Annotated in this window: 16 protein-coding genes; 3 read left to right on the top strand and 13 right to left on the bottom strand. The window is 70.9% G+C overall.

Annotated features, from left to right (window positions below; translation table 11 throughout):
- Positions 1 to 71: 71 nt before the first annotated feature.
- From D9R14_RS17035 to tlpA, 3 genes are all read right to left on the bottom strand, one after another.
- Positions 72 to 2,450, bottom strand: a complete 2,379-nt coding sequence (locus D9R14_RS17035; protein ID WP_121624539.1) for a cellulose biosynthesis cyclic di-GMP-binding regulatory protein BcsB — start codon at positions 2,448 to 2,450, stop codon at positions 72 to 74.
- Positions 2,451 to 2,452: 2 nt separating this feature from the next.
- Positions 2,453 to 3,670, bottom strand: a complete 1,218-nt coding sequence (gene wecB / locus D9R14_RS17030) for a non-hydrolyzing UDP-N-acetylglucosamine 2-epimerase (RefSeq protein WP_342634795.1) — start codon at positions 3,668 to 3,670, stop codon at positions 2,453 to 2,455.
- A 353-nt stretch (positions 3,671 to 4,023) separates the two neighbouring features.
- Entirely contained in the window at positions 4,024 to 4,818 is a 795-nt protein-coding gene (gene tlpA, locus D9R14_RS17025; RefSeq protein WP_342634794.1) for a thiol:disulfide interchange protein TlpA, read from the bottom strand.
- 14 nt (positions 4,819 to 4,832) lie between these two features.
- On the opposite strand from tlpA, the gene argH reads away from it, so the two are divergent.
- The 3 genes from argH to lysA all read left to right on the top strand — a co-directional run bounded on the left by argH (position 4,833) and on the right by lysA (position 8,094).
- On the top strand, positions 4,833 to 6,224 hold the full coding sequence (argH, locus tag D9R14_RS17020) for an argininosuccinate lyase (protein WP_121624537.1): 1,392 nt from the start codon (positions 4,833 to 4,835) through the stop codon (positions 6,222 to 6,224).
- A 187-nt stretch (positions 6,225 to 6,411) separates the two neighbouring features.
- Complete coding sequence (gene lptM / locus D9R14_RS17015) at positions 6,412 to 6,699, top strand: LPS translocon maturation chaperone LptM (protein ID WP_245420854.1); 288 nt, start codon at positions 6,412 to 6,414, stop codon at positions 6,697 to 6,699.
- 126 nt (positions 6,700 to 6,825) lie between these two features.
- Positions 6,826 to 8,094, top strand: a complete 1,269-nt coding sequence (gene lysA, locus D9R14_RS17010; RefSeq protein ID WP_121624536.1) for a diaminopimelate decarboxylase — start codon at positions 6,826 to 6,828, stop codon at positions 8,092 to 8,094.
- Positions 8,095 to 8,176: 82 nt separating this feature from the next.
- Here the strand turns inward: lysA and D9R14_RS17005 are convergent, their stop codons facing one another.
- From D9R14_RS17005 to D9R14_RS16960, 10 genes are all read right to left on the bottom strand, one after another.
- Entirely contained in the window at positions 8,177 to 8,884 is a 708-nt protein-coding gene (locus D9R14_RS17005) for an ABC transporter ATP-binding protein (RefSeq protein WP_121624535.1), read from the bottom strand.
- Position 8,885: 1 nt separating this feature from the next.
- Entirely contained in the window at positions 8,886 to 9,629 is a 744-nt protein-coding gene (locus D9R14_RS17000; protein WP_121624534.1) for an ABC transporter ATP-binding protein, read from the bottom strand.
- Positions 9,626 to 10,669: a branched-chain amino acid ABC transporter permease gene (locus D9R14_RS16995; RefSeq protein WP_121624533.1), complete on the bottom strand. Its 1,044-nt coding sequence runs from the start codon at positions 10,667 to 10,669 to the stop codon at positions 9,626 to 9,628. Before D9R14_RS16995 ends, D9R14_RS17000 begins: the two co-directional genes overlap by 4 nt.
- A complete protein-coding gene (locus D9R14_RS16990; protein WP_121624532.1) occupies positions 10,662 to 11,552 on the bottom strand; it encodes a branched-chain amino acid ABC transporter permease in 891 nt (296 codons plus the stop codon). The genes D9R14_RS16995 and D9R14_RS16990 overlap by 8 nt, the downstream gene beginning before the upstream one ends.
- Positions 11,553 to 11,625: 73 nt before the next feature.
- The gene (locus tag D9R14_RS16985) at positions 11,626 to 12,804 is read right to left on the bottom strand and encodes an ABC transporter substrate-binding protein (protein ID WP_121624531.1); all 1,179 of its coding nucleotides are present in this window, start codon (positions 12,802 to 12,804) and stop codon (positions 11,626 to 11,628) included.
- 81 nt (positions 12,805 to 12,885) lie between these two features.
- Positions 12,886 to 13,689: an enoyl-CoA hydratase/isomerase family protein gene (locus D9R14_RS16980; protein ID WP_121624530.1), complete on the bottom strand. Its 804-nt coding sequence runs from the start codon at positions 13,687 to 13,689 to the stop codon at positions 12,886 to 12,888.
- A gap of 31 nt (positions 13,690 to 13,720) precedes the next feature.
- Positions 13,721 to 15,253, bottom strand: a complete 1,533-nt coding sequence (locus D9R14_RS16975; protein WP_121624529.1) for an AMP-binding protein — start codon at positions 15,251 to 15,253, stop codon at positions 13,721 to 13,723.
- The gene (locus tag D9R14_RS16970) at positions 15,246 to 15,755 is read right to left on the bottom strand and encodes a (2Fe-2S)-binding protein (RefSeq protein ID WP_121624528.1); all 510 of its coding nucleotides are present in this window, start codon (positions 15,753 to 15,755) and stop codon (positions 15,246 to 15,248) included. Before D9R14_RS16970 ends, D9R14_RS16975 begins: the two co-directional genes overlap by 8 nt.
- Complete coding sequence (locus D9R14_RS16965; protein ID WP_121624527.1) at positions 15,743 to 16,567, bottom strand: FAD binding domain-containing protein; 825 nt, start codon at positions 16,565 to 16,567, stop codon at positions 15,743 to 15,745. The genes D9R14_RS16970 and D9R14_RS16965 overlap by 13 nt, the downstream gene beginning before the upstream one ends.
- On the bottom strand, positions 16,564 to 19,515 hold the full coding sequence (locus tag D9R14_RS16960) for a xanthine dehydrogenase family protein molybdopterin-binding subunit (RefSeq protein ID WP_121624526.1): 2,952 nt from the start codon (positions 19,513 to 19,515) through the stop codon (positions 16,564 to 16,566). The genes D9R14_RS16965 and D9R14_RS16960 overlap by 4 nt, the downstream gene beginning before the upstream one ends.
- Positions 19,516 to 19,550: the final 35 nt, after the last annotated feature.

The raw sequence follows: 19,550 nt of genomic DNA, 5'->3' as shown, positions 1-19,550 counted from the left end.
GGAGCCGCCGACCGCGGCGGCTCGAACGGAGTACAGGAGGGACGCCGGCTCAGAGCCGGCGTCCGGTCTCGTCAGCCCCTGCGGCGCACTTGGGTGGCGCGCACCAGCAGGAGGAAGAACAGCGCCGCGGCGCCGATGCCGAGCGGCAGGCCCCAGTCGGCGGAGCTCTGCCACAGGCGCTGCAGCGTGGCGGCGGCGCCCTCGGTGTCGGGCAGTCGGATCGTGCCCGGGGCGGCGCCGCTCGCGGACATCTCCACCAGGGTTCCGTCGATGCCCACCAGGGCCACGTCGCCGCGCGACAGGCGCACCGGCTTCTGCGGCGTCACCGCCACCGAGCCGACGCTCTGCCAGAGGATACCACGATAGGCGTCGGCGCGCAGGGCCTGCACCAGGGCCACGTTCTTGAGGCCGGAGATGTCGAGCAGCCGGGACTGCTCGTCGGTGCCGACCACCAGGCGGTCGCCCTCCACCCGCGCCTTCAGATTGGCGCCCTGGGTGGGCACGTCCATGGCGAGGAAGGTGCCGCCGACGCGGTAGGGCGAGCCCACCGGGGCGACGTCGAAGGTGCTGGTGCCGGCCGGCAGACCCGCGGCGGCAGCGGCGCGCACCACCCGCGGCAGGCTCTGGCTCTGGGTCGACAGATAGGTATCGGGCACCACCAGCTTGCCGCCGCCCGCCATGGCCGAGATCACGCCGAGGAAGTCCGCGCCGGGCGAGGTGCCGCCCAGCTCGAAATTGCTGGAGGGCAGCACCGAGACCGGGAACGCCTGCGGCGTCTCGCGGCAGCGGTCGCTCACCGGCTGGCGCTGGAAGGAGACCCGCAGCACGTTGCGGGCGGCCAGCGCGTAGGCCGGGATGGCGGCGCTGATCTGCTCCGGCTCGCCATTGGCCTTCAGGCGCTTGGCGGCGAGCAGCACGTCGTTGAGGAACACCGCCGCGATCGGGTCGGAGGTGGAGGCGCCGGGGGCGGCGGCCACTTCCAGGTTGACCCGGTTCGGCAGGCTGGTGCCGCCGGTGGCGGCGGCGAGGTCGAAGTTCACCACCCAGTCGCCGCGCGAGAGCACGTCGATGTTGCCCGCCGCCGCGCCGAGGCTGGACAAGGGCAGCTTGTCGCCGGTCAGCGGCGGGGAGGCGGCGGTGCGCACGCTCACGGTGCCGCCGGACAGCGTGTTGCGCCAGAAGCCGTCGAACAGGTCGGCCGCCTTGGCGCCGGCATTGATGCCGACGGCGATGATCGGCTGGCCGGCGAGCGACTGGAGGCTCACCTCGTCGGGCGAGACCACGGCCGCGGTGAGGCTCGCGGCGCGCTGGCGCCATTCCGCCAGAGCCGGGCTGCCGCCGCCGAGCCGCGCCGCCACTGCGTCGAGCGCGGTGCGCAGGCCGGTCAGGAGCGCGCTGTCCGCCACAGCCACGTCCGCCGCCAGCGGCGAGCCGCCGAGCAGCAGCAGGGCGCCGACCTCGGACAGGTCCTTGATCTTGTAGCGGCCGCCGCCGACGAACGAGGAGAATGGGGCGATGGCGCGCAGCGTGGCGGGAACCTCTAGGCCGTTGAGGTTCACCTCGTCGCCCACCACCGGCAGGGTCTTCACCTTGAGGCGCTTGCCCGAGCCTTCGAGCGCGAGGCCGAGCCGCCAGGCGGTGTCGTAGCTCTCCTTGGCGAGCGTGCCGCCCGCCACCAGCATCACGCCGACGCCCGGCAGGGCGCTCCAGGCGGTGGAGAGGTCGCGCACGGAACTGGCGTCGAACGAATAGGTGAAGTGGCTGGCCGGACGGATCTTGGCGGCGTTGCCGATGGCGCGCTCGTCGGCGCACAGGTCCTCGCCGATCACCGACGACCAGGCGAGGCCCAGCCGCACGAAGCCGCTGTCGCGCGGATTGCCGTCGACCGCGAGATTGGCGGTGGTGGAGCCGCTTTCGCCCTCCAGGCGGCGCGAGAAGACGGGATTGCCGTCGACGATCAGCACCAGCGTGGTGCGACCGCCGTCGCCGCGCAGATAGTCCGCGTCCACCACCATGCGCGCGTCGTAGAGCGGCACGCGGGCGGGCACCGGCAGGTAGATGTCGCGCCGGGCGTCGAGGCCCTGGAGCACGATCGGTCCTTCCACGCCGAGATCGGAGAGGGCGATGCGGCGCGTCACGCGGCTATCGCGGGCGCGCTCGCTGAGCGCGGCCGAGATCGCATCGTTGGGCGCCGGAGGCGCCTGCGTGACGTAGCCGCCCGGATAGGCCCCGGGGGCGGGCAGCTGGCCCGGCGCCGGCAACTGGGCCGGGGCCGGCTGCGCCTGGACCGGCGCGGGCTGGCCGGGATACTGCGCCTGGAGTTGCTGTGGCTGCCCCGGATACTGGGCCTGGACCGGATACTGGGCCGCTGCCGTTCCGGCGAGCCCGAGGGCCGCCGCCAAGGCAAGGGGCAGGATGCGCGCTGCGCGCCGGGTGTGATGCGATGCCATCTCTAGTCTCTCGCGACCATCGTCATAGGGAGGCCGTTGGCCGGCCGGAGGGTGGGCGCCGCCGTGGACTTGGTGGCGTCGGCGGAAAACTCGGTGAACGGCCGGCCGCAGATGCGGTCGACGATGCGGCGGCTGGCGCAGCCATCGCCATAGGGGTTGATGGCGCCGGCGACGCGCGCATAGGCCGCCGCGTCGTCCAGCAGAAGCCGGGCGGCACCGAGGATCTTCGCCACGTCGGTGCCGACCAGCAGGACGGTTCCCGCATCGACAGCCTCGGGGCGCTCCGTCACCTCGCGCATGACGAGGACCGGCTTGCCGAGCGCCGGCGCCTCCTCCTGCACGCCGCCGGAATCGGTCAGCACGATGTGCGCGCGGCCCAGCAGACGCTGGAAGGAGAGATAGTCCAGCGGGCCGGGCAGATGGACGTTCGCCCGCCCGCCCAGCGCCTCGCGCACCGGGCCCTGGACGTTGGGGTTGAGGTGCACCGGATAGACGATTTCCACGTCGTCGCGCTCCGAGAGCGTGCGCAGGGCCTCGCAGATGTTGCGGAAGCCCTCGCCGAAGCTCTCACGGCGGTGGCCGGTGACGAGGATCAGGCGCCGCGCAGGATCGAGGGCCGCGAACGGCGCGTCGAGCCGCGCGCGCAGCGCCGTGTCGGCGGCAATGCGGGCCTGTGTCGCCTGGAGCGCGTCGATCACCGTATTGCCCGTGACGACGATCTCGCCTTCCACGTGCTCGGTGAGGAGGTTGGCCTTGGAGCCCGCGGTGGGCGCGAACAGCAGCGTTCCCGTCGCGTCCACCACCCGGCGGTTCATCTCCTCGGGGAACGGCCGGTCCATGCGGTAGGTGCGCAGCCCCGCCTCCACGTGACCCACGCGGATGCGGCGGTGGAATGCGGCGAGCGCGGACGCCATGGCGGTTGTGGTGTCGCCATGGACCAGGACCAGGTCCGGGTTCTGCGCGTCGAGGATCGGGTCGAGGGCTGAGAAGATGGCGCCGGTCAGCGCGTTGAGGCTCTGGTTGCGCACCATGAGCTTCAGATCGAAATCGGGCTCGATGCCGAAGAAGTCGAGCACCTGGTCTAGCATTTCGCGATGCTGACCCGTCACGCAGACGAGCGAGACGATCCCGGGTTCACGCGCAAGCGCCTGAACCATCGGGGCCATCTTGATGGCCTCCGGCCGTGTGCCGAAGATTGAGAGAATTTTCAATGTTCCCACCACTCAGCATCTCAGCAAAATTCGATGAAGGCACGACAAATGATTGTCAAGACAAAGAATCCGGCACGCGGCGCGCCGAGATAGACTCGGCACGGCTTGCAGGAGCCTCGTCCGCAATGGAAACAAGATACCAGGATACCGGAGCGGTGTCGCGGTGAGCAGTGTGGCGGCTGAAGGTTGCTGGAAGCTTAAGCTGCGCTTACCTAAATGGAGGCGGAGCGCCCCCGGCCGGCCGCGTCCCTGCCTTGCCTGCGCCCGAGAAATGAATGCGTGGTTAACGAACGTGGTTAACAAACAGGGTTAACGGCGCGTTAACCCCGCGCCGGACGGCGCACCGGTTCAGCGCGCGGCACTCAGCGCGCGGCGGCGCGGCGGTCGGCGATGGCGGCCCGCAGCAGCGCCACCGCCTCGGGTCCGGCCCATTCGGCCGGGCCGGCGAGATAGCCGATCTCGCAGCCCTTGCCGTCGACGATCAGCGTGGTCGGCAGGCCGAAGCCCCGGCCCGCGCTGCGCAGCGCCTGGAACGACTTGGTGGCCGGATCGGCGAAGTAGCGCAGGCTCTTCACGCCGATCTCGCCGAGGAAGGTCTTGGGCTTCTCGGGATCACGGGTGTCGAGGTTGATCGCCACCACTTCGAAGTCCGGGCCGCCGAGCGTGCTCTGGAGCGTGTCCAGGGCCGGCATCTCCTTGCGGCACGGCACGCACCAGGTGGCCCACAGGTTCACGAGCACGGTGCGGCCCTCGAAGTCCTTCAGGCTCATGGCCTTGCCCGAGGCATCGGCGAACGTCAGCGCGGGCAGGCGGCGCGGCTCGGTGGCGAGCTTGAGCGCGGCGATCTCGCCCGTGACCAGCGGCTCCAGCGCCCTGGCGCGGGCCACCGCCGGCGCGCAGGCGGGATCGTTCACGCTCGCGACTTCGGCGGCGGGCGGCGGGGCCGCAGGCGCTGGCGCATTGCCGGGAAGGCGGTTCATCCCGTATAGGGCGAGCGCGCCGACCACGGCGCCCGCCACGGTGGCCAGCGCCACGACGCCGATGGCGCGAAAGGACGGCGCGCGGCTCCCCGATCCGGACGCCGCGCCGGACGCGGGTTCCCCCGCCGTCCGGCCGGGGTCTTCCATCTGCGGTTTCGAGGGGTCGGGCGTCACCATACCGGAGGTCCAAAATGAGCAACAAGATGTGGGGCGGCCGTTTCACCTCCGCCCCCGACGCCATCATGGAGGAGATCAACGCCTCCATCGGCTTCGACCAGCGTCTTTACGCGCAGGACATCGCCGGTTCCAAGGCCCACGCCGCCATGCTGGGCGCCCGGGGCATCGTGGCGGCGCAAGATGCCGAGACCATCGCCCAGGGTCTAGACACGATCCTGTCAGAGATCGAACAGGGCAGGTTCACCTTCCGGCGCGAGCTGGAGGACATCCATATGAACGTGGAGAGCCGGCTCGCCGAGATCATCGGCGCACCTGCCGGCCGGCTCCACACCGCGCGCTCGCGCAACGACCAGGTGGCGACCGACTTCCGCCTCTATGTGCGCGACACGGTGGATGCGCTCGACGCCCAGCTCGCCGACCTCCAGCGCGCGCTGGCGGAAAAGGCGCTGGCGCACGCGGCCACCGTGATGCCCGGCTTCACCCACCTGCAGACCGCGCAGCCGGTGACCTTCGGCCACCACCTGATGGCCTATGTGGAGATGGTGGCGCGCGACCGCGGGCGCCTCGCCGATGCCCGCAGGCGCCTCAACGAATGCCCGCTGGGCTCCGCAGCGCTCGCCGGCACCTCCTTCCCAATCGACCGCGAGGCGACCGCCCGCGCGCTCGGCTTCGACCGGCCCACCGCCAACTCGCTCGACGCCGTCTCCGACCGCGACTTCGTGATGGAGACGCTCTCGGCCGCGTCCATCTGCGCCATCCACCTCTCGCGCTTCGCCGAGGAAGTGGTGATCTGGACCTCGCCCTCGTTCGCGCTGGTGAAGCTCTCGGACGCCTTCACCACCGGCTCGTCCATCATGCCGCAGAAGCGCAACCCGGACGCCGCCGAACTGGTGCGCGCCAAGGCCGGGCGCATCGTCGGCGCGCTCACCGCCATCCTGGTGGTGATGAAGGGCCTGCCGCTCGCTTATGCCAAGGACATGCAGGAGGACAAGGAAGGCACCTTCGACGCCTTCTCGGCCCTCTCGCTGGTGATCGCCGCCACCGCCGGCATGGTGCGGGACCTGGTGCCGGACGAAAAGCGCATGGAGAAGGCCGCCGGCCAGGGCTATTCTACCGCCACCGACCTCGCCGACTGGCTGGTGCGCGCGCTCAACATGCCGTTCCGCGAGGCGCACCACGTAACCGGGCGGATCGTCGCGCTCGCCTCCGAGCGGGGTATCGCGCTGCACAAGGTGCCGCTCGCCGACATGCAGGCGGTGGAGCCGAGGATCACGGACGACGTGTTCTCGGTGCTGTCCGTGGTCCGCTCGGTGCGCAGCCGCGTGAGCTATGGCGGCACGGCCCCGGCGCGCGTGCGCGCCCAGGCCAAGCGCTGGCTGAAGCGTCTGGGTGACACGCCGGCGTGAACCGACGCCCGGCCGGCGCGCCGCCGCTCTTCCCGCTCGCCTTTGGCGCGGCACGGACTATAGTGGCGGCAAATTCATTCGGATGGCACGGAGCGTGATGGCCCGCCTCAGATCGTTTGACCCTGCCGCCGCTGCGCGGCGCGCCCGAACCCCTGCCGGACCTACGCCCGCGGGAGCGGTTCGCGTTGTGCTGGCGCTCGCCGGGGCGCTGGCGCTCGCCGGCTGCGGCGTGAAGGGGCCATTGGAGCTGCCGCCGGGCGCTCACGCCGCGCCCCCGGCCGCGACAGCGACCGCGGCTGCTGAGAGCGGCTCAGGCAAGAGTGGCGCCGCTGCGAACCAGTCCCTTCTCGGCGCCTCCGGCGGCAGCACCGGCTGGCAATCCGGCACCTCGACCAAGAATCCCTCCGCCACGCCCGAGCAGCTCAAGGGCGCGAGCCGGCCCAAGACACCCTTCATCCTCGACGGCCTGCTCTGAGCCGCGCCGGCGGGCCGGACACGCCGCCGGCTCGACCGGCGGCCGGTGGTCCGCCAGAAGGTGCTCCGCGCGTTTTCGCAACGCCACTTTTGTCCGCGCCCGAAAGCGCCCAGCCAGCCGCCGCCGATGCACCACTTTTCCTATCGTGACTCCAGCCTCCATGCGGAGGACGTCAATCTCACGTCCCTCGCCGACGCGCTGGGAACGCCCTTCTACTGCTATTCCACCGCCACGCTGGAGCGGCACTACCGCGTGTTCATGGAGGCGTTCGCGCACCGCGACGTGACGCTCTGCTACGCGCTGAAGGCCAATTCGAACCAGTCGGTGATCGCCACCCTCGCCCGCCTCGGCGCGGGGGCGGACATCGTCTCCGCGGGCGAGCTCATGCGCGCCCTGGAGGCGGGCGTTCCGGCCCAGCGCATCGTCTTCTCCGGCGTCGGCAAGACGCAGGAGGAGATGGCGCAGGCCCTCGCCGCCGGCATCCTGTGCTTCAACGTGGAGAGCGAGCCGGAGCTGCTGCTGCTCTCGCAGGTGGCCTCGGGCCTCGGGCGCGCCGCGCCGGTCTCCATCCGCGTCAATCCGGACGTGGACGCGAAGACCCACAAGAAGATCTCCACCGGCAAGTCGGCCACCAAGTTCGGCATTCCGATCTCCCGCGCGCGGGAGGTCTACGACGTCGCCGCGCGCCTGCCCGGCCTCGCCATCACCGGCGTGGACATGCATATCGGCAGCCAGATCACCGACATGGCGCCGTTCGACAATGCCGTGACCCTGCTGGCCGAGCTGGCGCGCGACTTGATGGCCGCCGGCCACCGGCTGCACCATCTCGACCTCGGCGGCGGCCTCGGCGTGCCCTACGCCGCCTCCGACCCGGTGCCGCCCGCGCCCGACGCCTATGCGCGGGTGGTGGAGCGCGCGCTCGGCGGGCTCGATCTGCCGCTGGTGTTCGAGATGGGGCGCATGATCGTCGCCAATGCCGGCATCCTGGTCACGCGCGTGATCCGGGTGAAGCAGGGCGAGGGCAAGACCTTCGTCATCGTCGACGCGGCCATGAACGACCTGATCCGCCCGACCCTCTACGAGGCGCACCACGACATCATCCCGGTCGCCGAGCCGGCGCCGGATGCGGCATTGGTGCTGGCGGACGTGGTGGGGCCGGTGTGCGAGACCGGCGACTTCCTCGCCCTCGACCGGCCGCTGCCGGAGCTGAAGGCGGGCGACCTGCTGGCGGTGATGACCGCCGGCGCCTATGGCGCGGTGCAGTCTGGCTTCTACAACACCCGCCCGCTGGTGCCCGAGGTGCTGGTGCGCGGCGCGGCGGCCGCGGTGGTGCGCCCGCGGCTCGACGCACAGGCGCTGATCGCGCTCGACCGCATGGCGCCGTGGCTCGATTGACCAGGCTCGACTGAGCGGGCCCGGCTGAACGGACCGCTTCAATGAAGGCGCGATCCCGGCCGAAGCCGGGACCGCGGGGGGCTCACACCGCCAGCGCTTCCATGAGGCGCTCGCGGTCCTTGGCGTCCTCGGCCTCGCCGGTGAGGACGATGCGGCCGCGCTCGATCACCACGAAGCGGTCGGTCACCGCCAGCGCCTCGTGGACGTTCTGCTCCACCAGCAGGACCATGGCGCCGCGCTCCTTGAGCTCGCGCACGATGGCGAACACCTCGGCGACGATCATGGGGGCGAGGCCCTCGGAGGGCTCGTCCACCAGGACGAGCTGCGGCTCGCCCACCAGCACGCGGGCCATGGCCAGCATCTGCTGCTCGCCGCCCGAGAGCGTGGTGCCGAGCTGGTGCCGCCGCTCGCGCAGGCGCGGGAAGCGGTCGTAGATCTCGGAGATCACCGCCCGGCCCGCGCTGGCGGACCGCCCGCGCACCTGCATCAGGCCGAGCGTCAGGTTCTCCTCCACCGTGAGGCCGGGGAAGATGCGCCGGTCCTCGGGTACGAGCCCGACGCCCGAGCGCGTGATGCGGTCCGGCTCCAGCCCCGCGAGCGAGACGTCGCCGAGCCGGATGGTGCCGGAGCTGGGCTTCACCCAGCCGGCGATGGTCTTGAGCAGCGTGGTCTTGCCGACCCCGTTGCGGCCGAAGATGCCGATCACCTCGCCGGGCGCGGCGGAAAGGTCGATGCCCTGGATGATGTGGCTGCGGCCGTAATGGCTGTTGAGGCCTTCGATCTTCAGCATGTCAGGCGTGTCCGAAATAGGCGGCCTGCACCTGCGGGTCCGCGCGCACCGCCGCGGGGGGACCCTCGGCGAGCTTGCGGCCCTGGTGCATCACCACCACGTGGTCGGAAAGTTCCATGACGAGGCCGATGTCGTGCTCGATCAGGAGCACGCTGACGTCCTGCGTCAGGGAGCGCACCAGCTTCGCCGTGTCGGCCGTGTCCTGGTGGCTCATGCCCTGGGTGGGCTCGTCGAGCAGCAGGATCTTGGGTTCCGAGGCGAGGCACACGGCAATCTCCAGGCGGCGCTGGTCGCCGTGGGAGAGGTTGCCGGCCAGTTCGTCGCGCTTGTGGGTGAGCTCGAAGCGCTCCAGCATCGCCTGCGTCTTCGCCTGCGCCCGCGTGGAGCAGCGGATCGGCAGGAGCGCCCGCTTGGCGGGCTCCAGCACCTGCGCGGCGAGGCGCAGGTTCTCGGCCACCGTCAGCTCGAAGAACAGGTTGGTGATCTGGAACGAGCGCGAGAGGCCCGCGCCCTTCAGGCGCTCGGGGGCGGCGCCAGTCATGTCGACGCCGTCGATGAGCACCGTTCCGGAGAGCGGCTTCAGCGCGCCGGAGATCATGTTGAACAGGGTCGACTTGCCCGCCCCGTTCGGCCCGATCACCGTGGTGATGCGGTGGCGCTCGGCCGCGAACGTCACCTGGTCCACGGCGCGCAGGCCGCCGAAGGCGATGGAGAGGTCGCTGACCTCGAGAACCGGACGGCTCATGGCTTCACCTCCTCGGCCTTCAGGGGCGCGTCCTGCTCCGGCGCCCTGGTCTCGCGCAGGTGGCGCGGGGCGATCATCCGCTCCACGTGGGGCCGCACGAAGCCGATCAGGCCCTTCGGCATGAACAGCACGCCGGCCATGAACAGGAGGCCGATGATAATGAGGTAGTGGTCGGTCCAACTGCCGATTACCGACTTGATGATAACCAGGAACACGCTGCCGTAGAGCGCGCCCACCAGCGTGCCGACGCCGCCGAGGATCACCGAGATCACCGCGTTGCCGGAGGTCATGAAGAACATCAGCTCCGGCGAGACGAAGCCGCGCAGCATGGGGTAGAGCGCGCCCGACAGGCCGGCGATCAGCGCCGCCGCGAGGTAGCACACCATGCGCGCGCGCCACACCGAGTAGCCGAGGAACGGCACCCGCTTCTCATTGGCCTTGAGCGCGGTCAGCACCCGGCCGAACGGCGTGTCGAGCAGGTAGGCGGTGGCGGCATAGAGCGCCATGATGATGACCAGCACCACCAGGAAGAAGCCCACCGGATTGCCCGCCGAAACCGAGAACGGGCCGATGCCGATGTCGATCACGGGGATGCCGATCATGCCGTCGGAGGCGCCGAGGTCGCGGATATTGTAGACCACCTTGGCGACCACCTGGGCGAGACCGAAGGTGATGAGGGCGAAATAGACCCCGCGCACCCGGTTGGCGATCAGCCCGCCGATGATGGCGCACACGAAGGTCATCCCCGCCGCCGCGCCCATGGCGAGCCAGAACGACGGCACCTTCATCAGCACCAGCGCCGAGGTGTAGGCGCCGATGCCGAAATAGAGCGCCTGGCCGAGCGAAAGCGCGCCGGAATAGCCGAGCAGCAGGTCCACCGACAGCGCGAGCCCGGCGAAGATCAGCGCCTCGGTGGCGAGCCGCAGGTAGAAGGTGTCGCCGATGGCGGACCCCACCACGGCGAGCACCAGGGCCGCCACCACCAGGAGCGCCGCCAGAACGTGGCTCGCCCGCATGGAGAGCGTGAGACGGTCAAGCATGTCCGAGCCTCCCGAACAGGCCCTGCGGGCGGAACACGAGGAAGGCCACCATGGTCCCGAACACGATCGGGTCGGTCCAGACCGGCGAGATCACGAGGCTCGCCAGCGCCTGCACCTGGGTCAGGAGCAGGCCGGCGACCACCGCGCCCCAGATGGAGCCCATGCCGCCGACGATCACCACCGTGAAGGCGAGCAGGATGAAGTCCCGCCCCATGGTGGGAAAGATGGAATAGATCGGGGCGAGCAGCACCCCGGCAAGGCCCGCGAGCGCCACGCCGAACGCGAAGGTGCCGGAATAGACCAGCGACACCGGCACGCCGAGCGAGGCGGCCATGTTGCGGTCGTAGGCGGCGGCCCGCACCATGGCGCCAAGGCGCGTGCGGTAGACCACGAAGGCCACCCCGGCCACGATCACCGCGCCGATGGCGATCAGGAACAGGCGGTAGTTGGGCAGGATGATGCCGAAGATCTCGCTGGCGCCGGGGATGGGCGTCGGCGGGCGCTGGGTGTTGGGGCCGAAGATCAGCTTCAGCACGTCCTCGGCGATCAGCGCGAGGCCGAAGGTGACGAGCAGCGTCGTCACGTGCCGGTCCTTGGTGTTGAACACCGGCCTGATGAGCAGGCGCTCCGTGACCATGCCGAGCGGCAGCATCAGCACTGGAACCAGCACGATGAGCAGCCAGAAGTCGATGTGCGCGGCGCCGAGCGCCAGCGCCAGATAGGCGCCCACGGCATAGAACTCGCCGTGGCTCATGTTGATGACGTCGAGCAGGCCGAAGATGATCGTCAGCCCGAGCGCCACCAGCACCACGGCGACGCCCAGCGCAAGCCCGTTCACCACCTGCGGCGCCAGCACGAACTGTAAGTAGTCGAGGGCGTTCATCGCCTTTATGTCTCCCCTGGAAGCAATGGAACCGCCGCGGCCCCGGTCGGGGGCCGCGGCGGTCCGGTCCGGCTCAGAAGCGGGTGCAGGTGTCGGGGCCGATGGCGTCCTCGGCCGAGACCTTGTCGATGATGTCGAACTTGCCGTTGTTGATGCGCACCACATACATGGGCTGCATCGCCTGGTGGTCGCCGGCGCGGATCGTCTTCGGACCCTGCGGCGTGTTCCAGGTCAGGCCTTCGAGCGCGGCGCGCACCTTGTCGGTGTCGGTCGAGCCCGCCTTCTCCACCGCCGCCTTGTAGGCGTACAGCGTGCCGTAGCTGTCGGCGCCGTAGAGGTCCGGGTCCACCTTGTAGGCGGCGCGGAAGTCGGCGACGAACTTCTTGTTCTCCGGCGTGTCGATCTGCGGCGAGTAGCCGGCACCGGTGGCGAAGCCGTTGGCGGCCGCGCCCAGCGCGCCCATGTTGGCCGAGGTGATGGTGCCCGAGGCGCCGACCACCTGCAGCGAATTGAGCAGGCCGAAGTCCTGCATCTGGGTCAGCAGGCGGGCGGTGTCGTTGCCCGCCACCGAGATGTACATCACCTCGGGACGCGCCGCGCGGATCTGGCCGAAGAACTGGGTGTAGTCCTTCGAGTCGTTCGGCGCGAACACCTCGCCCACCGACTGCGCGCCGAGCTTCTCGGCATTGGCCTTGAAGGCGGCGACGGTGGAGCGGCCCATCTCGTAGTCGGGGCCGAGATAGTAGATCTTGGCCTTCGGCTTCTGCTTGAGCAGCCACGCCGCGAGCGCGGCCGACTGCTGGCCGGCGCGCGCATTCACCCGGAACACGTTGGGCGAGCACTTGTCGGCGGTGATGGAATCGGCGAACGACACCGAGGTGGTGGCGAGCTTCTTGTTGCGCTCGGCGAGCTGGCCGACCGCGAGGGTCGCGCCCGAGTTCACCGTGCCGGTGAGGAAGTCCACATTGTCCACCTGGAACAGCTTCTCGGCCTTCTGCACCGCGGCGGCCGGGGTGGTCTCCTCGTCCTCGACGATGAGCGTGACCGGACGGCCCATGATGCCGCCGGCGGCGTTGATTTCCTTGGCCGCCAGCTCCAGCGCCCAGCGCACCTGCTGGCCGATGGGCGCGAACGTGCCCGTGCTCGGCGTTACCACGCCGACCTTGATCGGGTCGGCGGCGAACGCCGGTCCCGACAGCGCGGTCGCGGCCAGCGCCGCCGCGAGAACGACCTTGTAACCTCTGATCTTCATGACGTTTCCCCTTCGTTGCGGTTTGGTGGTCTTCGCTCCCCGACGCCGGGCCGACCTGCCCGGCGCCCATTCCGTTCCGGCTCAGCTGCCCTTGAAGTTCGGCGCGCGCTTCTCGTGGAAGGCGAGCACGCCCTCCTTGAAGTCGTCCGACTGGCGCAGGCGGCTGTAGCAGTGCCCTTCCAGCTCGATGGCGATGGAGAGGGTGGAATCCTCGGTGTCGTTCAACAGCTTCTTCGCCGTGCGCTGGGCCATGGGCGAGAAACCGCGCAGCTCGTCCACCAGGCGGTCGGTGGCGGCCTCAAGCTCGGCGTCCGGCACGCACTCGGTGGCGATGCCCCAGTCCAGCGCCTGGCGGCCAGGAATGCGCTTCGAGCGCATCACGATGTCCTTGGTGCGGGTGATGCCGACGATCTTCTGCAGCCGCGCCGAGCCGCCCGATCCGGGGATCTGGCCGAGCTTCTGCTCCGGCAGAGCATACTGGCACGTCTCGGAGACGATGCGGAAGTCGCAGGCGAGCGAGATCTCGAAGCCGACGCCGAACGTGTAGCCGCGGTTCGCCACGATCACCGGCTTGGAGCAGCGCGCCGGGGCGGCGATGTTCCAGGCGAGCTTGGAGACGTGCTCGGGGGAGGCCTCCAGGAAGCCCTTGATGAAGCCGCCGGAGGAGAAGTGCTCGCCCTCGGCGCGCAGCACGATCACGCGCACGCGGTCGTCCTCGTCCAGCGCCTCGAAGGTCTGCCGCAGCTGCTCGCGCTGGCGCATGGAGATGGTGTTCATGGGCGGACGGGCCAGCACGATGTCGGCGCGCTCGCGGGCGGCGTCGATGTCGATGCGGTAGCCGTCGAGATCGGTCGGCAGCGGCGGGGCGGGGACGTAGGCGTTCATGCGTCAGGGTCCTGTGGTCGATGAAGGGGGATCAGGCAGCGCTTTCGCCGCTGTGCTCGGGCTCGTACTCGCCGGCCACCAGCTGGCGGCGCAGCAGCTTGCCGACGGGGGATTTCGGGATCGCGGCGACGAACTCGTAGCGCCGCGGGCGCTTGAAGTTGGCAAGCCCGGAGGTGCGGCAATGGGCGTCCAGCTCCTCCGGCGTGACGTCGCCGCGGCGCTGGATGAAGGCCACCACGATCTTGCCCCAGCGCGGCTCCGGCAGGCCCACCACCGCGACCTCGGCGACGCCGGGATGCATGGACAGGCAGCTCTCGATCTCAACCGGCGAGACGTTCTCGCCGCCGGTGATGATCATGTCGTCCACGCGCCCGGTGACATAGAGGTCGCCGTCGGCGTCGAAATAGCCGGTGTCGCCGGTGAAGTACCAGCCGTCGCGCAGGGATTTCGCATCCGAATCCGGGCGGCGCCAATAGCCCTCGAAGGCCTCGTCGGAGGCTGCGAGCGCGATGATCTCGCCCTCCTCGCCCGGCGCGGCGCGCTCGGTGGGCGAGGCGGCGCCGAGCTTCGCCACGCGGATCAGCTGGTTGAGGCCGGACTTGCCGGCCGAGCCGGGCTTTTCCGCCGCCTTCTGGTTGATGGTGAAGGTGTAGATCTCCGAGGAGCCGTAATGGTTCACGAACAGCTCGGGATGGAACGCCTCGGTCAGCGTCTTCAAGAGCCCGTCCGTCATCGGCGCGCCGGCGAAGCCCAGCTTGCGCACGCTCGCCGTGTCGGTTTCGGCGAAGCGCGCGTGGTGGACGAGGTCGTGATAGAGGGTCGGCACCAGATAGAGGTTGGTGATGCGCTCGGCTTCGATCAGCTCCAGCGCCCGCGCCACGTCGAACCGCGGCAGGCAGACGAAGGTGCCGCCGATCAGCGACATGGCGAGCAGCGAGCGCACCCCCATGGTGTGGTAGAGCGGCATGACGCCGAGCGTGACCTCGCCCCGGCCGTAGAGGTTCTGCGCCACGTGCGCCACCGCGCCCATGCGTTCGGCGCGCTGGCGCCGCGGCACGCCCTTCGGCTTGGCGGTGGTGCCGGAAGTGTAGAGCATCAGGGACCAGTCGTCGGCGACGGCGCGCGGCGATGGCGTGGCGCGTCCCGCCGCAAGCGCCTCGAAGGCGGCGTCCGCCGCCACGCCGACACCGATGCGCGGCAGGCGCTGCGCCGCCGCTGAGGCGGCCACCGACGCCTGCGCCACCGGCTCGAAGGCGAGCGCCTTGGCCTCGGAATTCTCCAGCACGAAATCGAGCTCGTCCGGCGTGGCGCGCCAGTTGACCGGGGTCATGACGATGCCCGCGAACTGGCAGGCCCAGTGCAGCGTCGCCGCTTCCCAGCGGTTCTGCAGCACGGTGACGAGGTGGTCGCCGTGCTTCAGGCCGAGCGCGCCGAGCCCGTCGGCGACGGCGGCGATCTTTTCGAGCCATTGGGCGTAGGTGAGGCGGACGTCGCCGTCCACCACCGCCAGCGCGCCGGGGTCGCGCTCGACGCTCGCCAGGAAGCTCGTGCCGAGATCAAACATTGCTTCCATCCCCCCTCAGGATGGCCGCGGCGTCGAGCACCGCGGCGACGATGGCGGAATAGCCGGTGCACCGGCACAGGTGCCCGCCGACGACCTCGCGCACGAGGTGCTCGTCCGGGTCGGGCGTGGTCTTCAGGAACGCGTCCACCGACATCAGGATGCCGGCGGTGCAGAAGCCGCAGTGCAAGGCGTGGTGGCGGCGGAACGCCTCCTGCAGCACCGACAGCCGGTCGGGCGACGGCGCGAGGCCCTCCACGGTGCGCACGTCGCGGCCTTCGAACTGCACGGCGAGCGTGAGGCAGGCGCGGGCGGGCACGCCGTCGATCAGGATGGTGCAGGCGCCGCACACGCCATGCTCGCAACCCACATGGGTGCCGGTGAGCCCCAAACCGTGGCGCAAGGCGTCGGTGGCGAGCAGACGCGGCTCGGCGGCGACGCGGGCCGGCCGGCCGTTGAGCGTGAAACGCACGTCGTGCAGCGCAGTCGCGCTCAGGCGAGGCATCGTTCGGCCTCCTCGATCACGGCGCGGCCCATGGCGCGCACCAGATCGCGCCGCAGGCGCGCGCTGGCGTGCAGATCGTCGCGGGCGTCGAGCGCCCAGGCAAAGGCGTTGAGCGCGTCGTCGAGCGCGCTGCCCGCAAGGCGCGGGAAGCTCCGCCGCTCGGGCGTGTCGGCGACGCCGCACACCGCGAGGTCGATGGCATCCGAAGCGACGCGCGCGGCGCAGCCGACGATGGCGAAGTCGCCATGCCGGCGGGAATATTCCTTGAACGCATAGGCGCTGCCCGGCTGGGCCACGGGGAAGGCGACCGCCTCGATCATCTCGTCGTCGGCCTTCGCGGTGGTCATCATGCCGGTGAAGAAGTCCGCCGCCTTCACGCGCCGCGCCTTGCGGCGGGTCCTGAGGCGCACCTCGCCGCCGAGCGCCACGAGGCACAGGGGGATTTCCGCGCTCGGGTCCGCATGGGCGGCGGAGCCGCACACCGTGCCGCGGCTGCGCGTCTGGTAGTGGCCGAGGAACGGCAGGGCCGCCGCCAGCAGCGGCTGCGCGGCGATCTCGGCCGAGGCGAGCAGTTCCGCCTGCCGCACGCCCGCCGGCACGACGATGGCGTCGCCCTCGCGGCGGATGGCCCGCAGCGCCGGAAGCCCCATGATGTCCACCAGCACGGCGGGCTTGGCGAGCCGCATGTTCAGCATCGGCAAAAGCGACTGGCCGCCGGCGATCACGCGGGCGTCGCCGCCATGGGAAGCGAGCGTCTCCAGCGCCTCCTCCAGGGTCTCGGCGCGCACGAAGTCGAAGGCGGCGGGCTTCATTTGTGCCCCCCGGTCAGCATCCCGAGGAGCCGGGCGAAAAGGCCGGCCCGGTCGGGTGCGGCGCGGCGCGCCAAGGCGGCGAAGAACTGGCCGATGATGGCTTTGGCCGCGCCGTCGAGCAGGCGCCCGCCGATGGCCGCCACCTTTCCGCCCACCGCCGCCTCGTAGACATAGGCGACGCGCGTGCCGCCCTCCGCCTCCGTGAGCGTGACGCGGCCGGCGCCGCCGCCGGTGCCGAGCGCGCCGGAGACGTTGCCGGAGAGGGTGGCGGCGTTGGGCGCGTCGAGATCGGAGAGCATCACGTCGGCCTTGTAGCGGCCCTTCACCGGGCCGATGCCCAGCGTGACGTCGGCGGTGAAATGGGTGGGCGAGAGCTTCTTCACCCCGTGGCAGCCGGGGATGATGGAGGCGAGCGCGTCGGCATCGAGCAGGGTGGCCCACACCTGCTCGCGCGGCGCCGGCACGAAGGCCGAACCCTCGCCGCGCAAGGTGCGGTCGCCGGGGCGGCCCGCAGGCTTCGCCGTGGCGCCCGCGCCCTCCGGCGGGGCCGGCTCGGGGCGCTCCACCAGGGCGGCCACGCGTGCCGGCGTCAGCGGCAGGGTGATGTCGGCAACGCCGAGCGCGTCCGCCACCGCATTGGCGATGCACACCGGGGTGGACATGCAATTGCCCTCGCCCACGCCCTTGGCGCCGAGCGGCGTGAAGGGCGACGGCGTCTCCAGGTGCAGGATGTCGAGGTCGGGCACCTCGGTGGCGGTGGGCAGGAGATAGTCGGCGAACGTGCCGGTCAGGAACGCGCCGTCCTCGGCATAGGCCAGCTCCTCGAAGAAGCTCGCCCCCAGCGCCTGGGCAAAGGCGCCGCGGATCTGGCCTTCCACCATGCCGGGATGCAGCACCCGCCCGCAGTCGTGCATGGTGACGTAGCGGTCGATGCGCACCGCGCCCGACACCTCGTCGACCTCGACGCCGCACATGTCGAAGATGAAGCCGTGGCAGAGCGAGGAATTCACCAGGTCGGCGGCGTCCGGCGCGGTCAGCTCCGGCGGGGTCCAGAAGGCGGTCTCGCGGATGGTCTGCTCGACGCCCTCGGGCAGCACGCCGGGCGACCAGTGGCTGAGCGCGGAGATGCGCGCGAACGGGGCGGAGGCACCGCCGACCGCGACGATCTTGCCGTCGGCGAAGGAGATGTCGCCCGCCTGCGCCTGGAACTGGGCCGCCGCGACCCGCGCGAGGCGGTCCCGGAGGCGGGTCGCGGCCATGTGCGCGGCGCCCGCCACCGCGGCGGCGAAGCGGCTCGAATAATTGCCCGAGGCGATGGACCAGGCGTCCTTGCCGGTGTCCAGCTCGCAGATCACGCGGACGTCGGACGGCGCGAGGCCGAACACGTCGGCCACCACCTGCGCCAGCACCGTGCGGTGGCCCTGGCCCTGGGGCGTGGAGGCGGTGGTGACGCTCACCGTGCCGGTGGGATCGATGGAGACGGTAGCCGAGGCCTGGGCGCCGTTCTTCGGCCCGGCCTTGGCGCGCTCCTGCGGCGTGAGCACCGCGGTGATGTAGCCCATGTTGGAGACCGAGGGCTCCACCACAGCCGCAAGGCCGATGCCGTAGCGCCGGCCTTCCGCCCGGGCCTTGTCGCGCCGGGCGGCCAATTCGGCGTAGCGGCCTGCGCCGGCGGCCGTCTCGACCGCCGCCGGGAAGTCTCCGGAATCGTAGAGCGCCCCGGTGGCGGTGCGATACGGGAAGGCGCCGGCGGGGATCAGGTTGCGGTGGATCACGTCGAGCGGATCGCGGCCGAGGCCCACGGCGATGCTCTGGACGAGGCGCTCCAGCGCGAAATAGACCTGCGGCCCGCCGAAGCCGCGCACGAGGCCGGTGGGCGCCTTATTGGTGAGCGCGACGCGGTTGCGGATCGCGACGTTGGCGATGTCGTACGCCCCCGTCATGTTGCCGTGCATGCGGTAGAGGGTGGCCGGCTCGGGCGCGCGGGGATAGGCGCCGCAATCCTCGATCTGGTCGAAGTCGAGGGCGGTAATGCGGCCCTCGGCGGTCACGGCGGCCCTCAGGGTGGTGACGCGGTTGGTCGCCGCCACCGCGCCGACGAGGTGCTCCAGCCGGTCCTCGATCCACTTCACCGGCCGCCCGGCGATGCGCGCCGCCACGGCGATCAGCGCCGCATAGGGCGCGACGCCCTGCTTGACGCCGAAGCTGCCGCCGGAATCCGGCGGCATGCGCATGCGCAGCCGGTTGCCCGGAACCTTGAGGGTGCGCGCCAGCACCGTGTGGATGGAGAACGGGCCCTGGAAGTTGGCGAGGATGTCGTAGACGCCCTCGTGCGGGTCGTAGTCGGCGACGATGCCGAACGTCTCCATGGGCGCGCCGGTGTTGCGCGGGTAGCGCACGGTGATCTCGAACACCCGCTCTGCCGCGGCGAACGCGCCTTCCGGGTCGCCGTAGGAGAAGCGCCGGTCGCTGACCAGATTGCCGCCGGACGTGTCGTGCAGCAGCGCCGCGCCGGGTTCGATGCTCGCCACGGGATCGAGCAGCGCCGGCTTCGGCGCGTAGTCCACCGCGATGGCGTCGAGCGCGTCTTCCGCGAGGTAGCGCGTCTGCGCCACAACGATGGCGACGGGCTCGCCCACATAGCGCACCCGCTCGACCGCCATGGGCCAGTTCTCGACGTTCACCTTCAGCCCCGCCACCATGGGCAGAGTGAGGGCCGCGAGGTCGCGCCCGGTGACCACCGCCACCACGCCGGGCAGCGCCAGGGCGGCGGAGGTGTCGATGGAGAGAATGTCCGCGTGCGCGTGCGGCGAGCGCAGGATCGCCGCCTCCAGCGTGCCTGGGCGCACCCCGAGATCGTCGATGAAGCGCCCGCGCCCCGACAGGAGCGCCGCGTCCTCGACCCTCGGCAATGACTGGCCCGTATAGGCGACGCTCTCAGCGCGCAATCGTCAACCCTCCCCTGGCGCTCGTGCGGCGCCTT

The organism is Xanthobacter tagetidis, assembly GCF_003667445.1.
GTDB classification, from domain to species: domain Bacteria; phylum Pseudomonadota; class Alphaproteobacteria; order Rhizobiales; family Xanthobacteraceae; genus Xanthobacter; species Xanthobacter tagetidis.
This window is presented reverse-complemented; position numbering and strand designations above follow the sequence as displayed.